This window comes from Streptomyces flavofungini, assembly GCF_041028215.1.
Taxonomy (GTDB): Bacteria; Actinomycetota; Actinomycetes; order Streptomycetales; family Streptomycetaceae; genus Streptomyces; species Streptomyces flavofungini_B.
This window is the reverse complement of record NZ_JASKYR010000634.1, coordinates 1-5182: the sequence shown is the minus strand read 5'-3', so window position 1 is coordinate 5182 and position 5182 is coordinate 1. Positions and strand designations below refer to the sequence as shown.

Below are 5182 nucleotides of genomic sequence, written 5' to 3'. Positions count from 1 at the left end.
CTGCCCGCCCTGCTCTGGTACGGCGTGTTCATGCTCGGCCCGATCGTGGCGATGTTCGTCATCAGCCTCAACAAGTGGGCCAGCCTCATCTCGCCGCACACGTTCACCGGCACGGACAACTACCGGCGGATGTTCGACGACCCGGTCTTCTGGGACGCGCTGCGCAACACCGGCGTCCAGCTCGCCGTGGCGCTGCCGCTGATGATCCCGTGCGCGTTCATGCTGGGCTACTACCTCCAGCTCAAGCCGCCGGGCCACCGCACCCTGCGGGTGCTCTGCTTCACGCCGGGGCTGCTCTCCGTATCGGCCAAGGCCATGATCTTCGTGGGGATGTTCGCGCCGGACGGCGGTGTCAACGGCCTCCTTGAGTCCATCGGCCTCGGCTCGGCGACCACTCCCTGGCTCGCCGACCCCGCGACCGCCCTCGCCACCGTGATCGCCGTGGACGTGTGGGGCGGCATCGGCTACACCGCCGTCCTGTTCGCCGCCCGGCTCGCCAGCGTGCCGGACGCGATGTACGAGGCCGCCGCGCTGGACGGGGCGGGGCACTGGCGGCGGATGTGGCAGGTGGCGTACCCGATCTGCAAGGGGTTCGTCGGCGTCGCCACGATGCTGCAGTTCCTGTGGACGCTGTTCAGCTCCGCGGCGACCGTCCTCATGCTCACCAAGGGCGGCCCCGGATCGTCCTCGACCACGCTGTCCTACCTCATGTACCAGCGGGCCTTCCTCCAGCAGGACGTCGGCTACAGCCAGGCCGTCGGTGTCCTCCTCTTCCTCGTCGGGCTCGTCGGCATGGTCGTCATCCGGCGCCTCATCCGCCAGAACTACTAGGGAGAGCTGACCATGGCATCCCGCCGCACCGGCGCACCGCCGGCCGGGCACCTCCTGGCCTGGCTCTACGCCGCGCTCCTCATCCTGCCGCTGTACTACCTCATCGCCACCTCGCTCAAGGACAACATCGAGGTCTTCGAGCACCCCTTCGCCCTGCCCGACCGCTGGCTCCTCGAGAACTTCTCCACCGCCTGGGACCTGGCCCGGCTCGGCCCCGCCCTCGGCAACTCCGTGCTCATCACGGTCGGCGCCGAGGCCATCACCCTCGCCCTGGCCTTCCCCGCCGCCTACGGCCTGGCCCGCAGCGGCGGCCGCACCGCCGCGATCGTGGAGAAGGTCTTCGGGCTCGGCTTCCTGATCCCCGCGTTCGCCGCGCTCGTACCGACCGTGCTGCTCGCCATCGAGCTCGGCATGTTCCAGACGCAGGCGTTCCTCATCCTCTTCCTGCCCGCCACCGCGCTGCCGCTCTCGGTCATCCTGCTCACCCAGTTCATGCGGACGATCCCGCCGGAGCTGGAGGAGAGCGCCATGATGGACGGCGCGGGCCGCTGGACCGTCCTGTGGCGGATCTACGTCCCCATGTCGGCGCCCGGCGTCATCACCGTGGTGATCCTCAACTTCCTCGGTTTCTGGAACGAGTACCTCTTCAGCCTCGTCATCCTCGGCCCGGACCCGGAGCTGCGCACCGTCCAGGTCGCGCTGCCCTCGCTCACCTCCGCGACCATGATCCAGTACGGCACGCTCGCCGCCGCCTGCCTGATCACGCTGGCCCCGGTGTACGCCGTGTACATCGCGCTCCAGCGCCGCATGGAGAACGCCCTCGTCGACGGGGCCGTCAAATCGTGAGCGGTCCCTCCGCACCCGAGCCGCACCACCACCTCCCCCCGACAGCACTGACCCGACAGCACGGAATGGAGCACGGTTCATGAAGGACGTCACCGTCCTGGCCGAAGGCTGGACCCTGCGGCACGAGAAGGCCGCGCTGCCCGCCCGGGTGCCGGGCTGCGTCCACACCGACCTGCTGGCCGCGGGCCGCATCCCCGACCCCTTCATCGGCCGCAACGAGGAGGAGGTCGCCTGGGTCGGCCGCGCCGACTGGACCTACGACACGGTCCTCGGCCCGCGGGGGACGGAACACGAGCGCACCGACCTGGTCTTCGAGGGCCTCGACACCGCGGCCGACATCACCCTCGGCGGCGAGAGGATCGGCCGTACCCGCAACATGCACCGCACCTACCGCTTCGACGTCACGCGGCGGCTCGCCGCCGTGGCCCCCGGCGCCGGAACCCCGCTCTCCGTCCGGTTCACCTCCGCCTACACCGAGGCGGAGGCGGTGCGCACCGCCCTCGGGGAGCGGCCCAACTCCTATCCGGAGCCCTTCCAGTTCATCCGCAAGATGGCCTGCTCCTTCGGCTGGGACTGGGGCCCGACCCTGGTGACCGCCGGCATCTGGCGCCCCGTACGCCTGGAGCACTGGTCGACGGCGCGCCTCGCCGAGGTGCGCCCGGTGGTCACCGTGGACGGCACCACGGGCCGCGCGGAGTTCCGCGTCGACGTCGAGCGCACCGGCGGCGGCCCGCTCACCGCCCGCGCCCGCATCGGCCACCGCACCGCGACCGTCACCTTCGAGGGCACGAGCACCACCCTCGCCGTCGAGGTCCCGGACGCCGGCCTGTGGTGGCCGCGCGGCTACGGCGAACAGCCGCTGTACGACGCCGAGGTGGAGCTCATCGGCGCGGCGGGGGCGCCCCTCGACCGCTGGGAGCGGCGGATCGGGTTCCGTACCGTCGCCCTGGACACCGCCGCCGACGAGCACGGCACCGGCTTCACCCTGGTCGTCAACGGCGAGCGCATCTTCGCGCGCGGCGTCAACTGGATACCCGACGACGTCTTCCCCTCCCGCATCACCCCCGAGCGCTACCGCACCCGCCTCACCCAGGCGGCGGACGCGGGCGTCGACCTCGTCCGCGTCTGGGGCGGCGGCATCTACGAGGCGCGGGAGTTCTACGACGTCTGCGACGAGCTGGGCCTGATGGTCTGGCAGGACTTCCTCTTCGCCTGCGCCGCCTACCCCGAGGAACAGCCGCTGCGCTCCGAGATCGAGGCAGAGGCCCGCGACAACGTCGCCCGCCTCATGCCGCACCCCTCGCTCGTCCTGTGGAACGGCAACAACGAGAACCTGTGGGGCTTTTGCGACTGGGAGTGGGAGGAGCGGCTCGACGGCGACTCCTGGGGCGAGGGCTACTACCTGGGGCTGCTCCCGCGCGTCGTCGCCGAGACCGACCCCACCCGCCCCTACTGGGCGGGCAGCCCGTGGTCCGGCTCCTGGGACCACCACCCCAACGACCCCGCGCACGGCACCGCGCACTCCTGGGAGGTGTGGAACCGCACCGACTACACCGGCTACCTGGAGTCCGTGCCCCGCTTCGTCGCCGAGTTCGGCTGGCAGGCGCCGCCCGCCCTCGCCACGTTCCGCCGCGCCCTGCCCGGCGAGGAGCTGCGGCCCGACTCGGCGGGCGTCCTGCACCACCAGAAGGCCGAGGACGGCAACGGCAAGCTGGAGCGGGGCCTCGCGCACCACTTCGCCGTCCCCGCCGACTTCGACCGCTGGCACTATCTGACGCAGGTCAACCAGGCCAGGGCCGTCGCCACCGGCATCGAGCACTGGCGCTCGCACTGGCCGCGCTGCGCGGGCACCGTCGTCTGGCAGCTCAACGACTGCTGGCCGGTGACCTCCTGGGCCGCGATCGACGGTGACGGCCGCCTCAAGCCGCTCCACCACGAGCTGCGCCGCCTCTACGCCGACCGGCTGCTCACCGTCCAGGAGCGCGCGGGCCGCCGGGTCGTGGCCGCCGTCAACCAGGCGGGACAGGCCTGGGAGACCGGCGTACGGCTGCGGCGGATGACCGCGGACGGGCGCGTCCTCGCCGAGACGACCGTGGCGCTGACGGCCGCCGCGCGGACGGTGGCCCTCGCGGACGTGCCGGGCGAGCTGCTTCCGGAGGCGGGCTCGGCCAAGGAGTTCCTGGTCGCGGACGCCGACGGGCTGCGGGCGCTGAGCCTGCCCGTACCGGACAAGGAGTTCGCCTACCCGGTGCCGGACTACGCGGTGGAGGCGGTCCGGCGGGGGGATAGGGTCGACGTCGTGGTGACTGCTCGTACGCTCGTCCGTGATCTGCTGCTCGCGGCCGACCGCCTCGCGCCGACAGCGGCGGCCGACCGGGGCCTCGTGACCCTGCTGCCCGGTGAGAGCGTGGTGATCGGTGTGCGCGGCTGGGACGCGGACCCGGCCGGTGCCGAGGCGCTCGCCGCGGTGCGCGCCGCCCTCTTCGCCGTGGAGCCCGTGTGAGCGGGGGGCGGCTGACGATCAGGGACGTCGCGGCCCGCGCGGGGGTCTCGCGGGCCGCGGTGTCGCTGGCCTTCAACAACAAGCCGGGTGTCTCCGAGGCGACGCGCACCCGCATCCTGGAGGTCGCGCGCTCGATGGGCTGGGAGCCGAACCTCTCGGCGCGGGCGCTCAACAAGCAGGGCACGGGCACGATCGGGCTCGCGGTCAGCCGCCCGGCGCGCCAACTCGGCCTCGAACCCTTCTACATGGAGTTCATCTCGGGCCTGGAGAGCGTCCTCTCCGACCGGTCGAGCGCGCTGCTGCTCCGCCTGGTGAAGAACCTGGACGAGGAGATCGAACTCCAGCGGCACTGGTGGCGCTCGGGGCAGATCGCGGGCTCGGTCCTCGTCGACTTCCGTGCGCACGACCCGCGCGTGCCGGTGCTCGCGCAGCTCGGGCTGCCCGCGGTGGCGGTCGCCCACCCCTCGCTGACCGGGCCCTTTCCCTCGCTGTGGACGGACGACACGACGGCGGTCACCGAGGCGGTGCGCTATCTCGCCGCGCTCGGGCACCGGTCCATCGCCCGGGTGGGCGGCACGGCCGAGCTCGGGCACAGCGCGATCCGGCGCGCGGCCTTCACCGCCGCCATGGCCGAGCTGGGTCTGCCCGAGGGGCGCCAGCTCGCCACGGACTTCTCCGGCGAGGCGGGGGCGCGGGCCACGCGGTCGCTGCTCACCGCGGCCCAGCGGCCCACCGCGATCATCTACGACAACGACCTGATGGCCGTCGCGGGCCTGTCGGTCGCCGCCGAGATGGGGCTCCGGGTGCCCGCCGACATCTCGCTCCTCGCCTGGGACGACTCGCAGCTCTGCAAGCTGACCCATCCGACCCTGTCGGCGATGACGCACGACATCCACGCCTTCGGGGCGGACGTCGCCCGCGCGCTGTACGAGGTCCTCGCGGGACGGCGGACGGTGACCCATCAGGTCCCGACGCCGACGCTCACCCCACGCGGGTCCACCG

General features: G+C 72.5%; 4 protein-coding genes. All 4 read left to right on the top strand.

Annotated elements, in window-relative coordinates:
• On the top strand, positions 1–831 hold an 831-nt coding region (locus AB8Z36_RS31455; protein ID WP_369216793.1), incomplete at its 5' end, for a carbohydrate ABC transporter permease.
• A 12-nt stretch (positions 832–843) separates the two neighbouring features.
• Positions 844–1677 carry a carbohydrate ABC transporter permease gene (locus AB8Z36_RS31450; protein ID WP_369216792.1) on the top strand — a complete coding sequence of 278 codons (834 nt, stop codon included), beginning with the start codon at positions 844–846 and terminating at the stop codon, positions 1675–1677.
• Between the two features lie 79 nt (positions 1678–1756).
• Positions 1757–4180, top strand: coding sequence for a glycoside hydrolase family 2 protein (locus tag AB8Z36_RS31445; RefSeq protein WP_369216791.1), 2424 nt, complete (start codon positions 1757–1759; stop codon positions 4178–4180).
• A partial coding sequence (locus AB8Z36_RS31440; protein ID WP_369216790.1) for a LacI family DNA-binding transcriptional regulator occupies positions 4177–5182 on the top strand: 1006 nt, incomplete at its 3' end. The genes AB8Z36_RS31445 and AB8Z36_RS31440, both read left to right, overlap by 4 nt.

Coding starts and splice junctions, on each gene's coding strand:
- AB8Z36_RS31450 (WP_369216792.1), top strand. CDS start 844: ATGGCATCCCGCCGCACCGGCGCACCGCCGGCCGGGCACCTCCTGGCC.
- AB8Z36_RS31445 (WP_369216791.1), top strand. CDS start 1,757: ATGAAGGACGTCACCGTCCTGGCCGAAGGCTGGACCCTGCGGCACGAG.